This is a genomic window from Herbaspirillum sp. UBA812, from assembly GCF_002296545.1.
In the GTDB taxonomy this organism is placed as follows: Bacteria; Pseudomonadota; Gammaproteobacteria; order Burkholderiales; family Burkholderiaceae_D; genus Herbaspirillum; species Herbaspirillum huttiense.
Genome location: NZ_DBIC01000406.1, coordinates 439 through 1,295 on the forward strand (window position 1 = coordinate 439; position 857 = coordinate 1,295).

The 857-nt window shown below is 62.0% G+C and carries 1 pseudogene; it reads right to left on the reverse strand.

From position 1 onward, the window contains the following. A pseudogene (rpoB, locus tag B3873_RS26405) lies at window positions 1–857 on the reverse strand (DNA-directed RNA polymerase subunit beta); the annotation flags it as partial.

An 857-nucleotide genomic window follows, 5' to 3' on the forward strand; every position in this document is an offset into this window, starting at 1 on the left:
CGGTTGCCGAGGTGGTCGATGTCATCGACTTCGCCACGGCCGTTACGCAGTTCGACCAGGATCTTGATGACGGCCAGGATGTCGTCATTGGACAGGGTCATCGGACCGGTCAGCTCGTCGCGGCTGACGCGACGGTTGAACTTCATGCGGCCCACGGCCGACAGGTCGTAACGGTCTTCGCTGTAGAACAGGCCGTTGAACAGGGCTTCCACGGACTCTTCGGTCGGCGGTTCGCCAGGACGCATCATGCGGTAGATCGCCACGCGTGCAGCGGTCTGGTCGGCGGTGTCGTCGGTACGCAGGGTCTGCGAGATGTAGCCGCCCTGGTCCAGGTCGTTGGTGTACAGGGTCTGGATGGCCGAGATGTTGGCTTCGCGCAGCTTGGCCAGCAGTTCTTCGGTCAGCTCGTCGTTGGCGCTGGCCACGACTTCACCGGTCTCCGGATCAACGATGTTCTTGGCCAGCACGCGGCCCAGCAGGTAGTCCTCAGGCACGGAGATGTGCTTGATGCCGGCGGCTTCGATGTCACGCACGTGCTTGGCGTTGATGCGCTTGTCCTTGGCGACCATCACCTTGCCCGACTTGTCGGTGATGTCGAAACGTGCGACTTCACCGCGCAGGCGCTCGGAGACGAACTCCATGTCCGCGCCTTCGGCGTGCAGGTTGAAGTTGTCGAAGACGAAGAAGTTCGCCAGGATCTGCTCGGAGGTCATCCCGATGGCCTTCAGCAGAATCGTCACCGGCATCTTGCGGCGGCGGTCGACGCGGAAGAACAGGATGTCCTTCGGGTCGAATTCGAAGTCCAGCCAGGAACCACGGTAAGGAATGATGCGGGCCGAGAACAGCAGCTTGCCCGA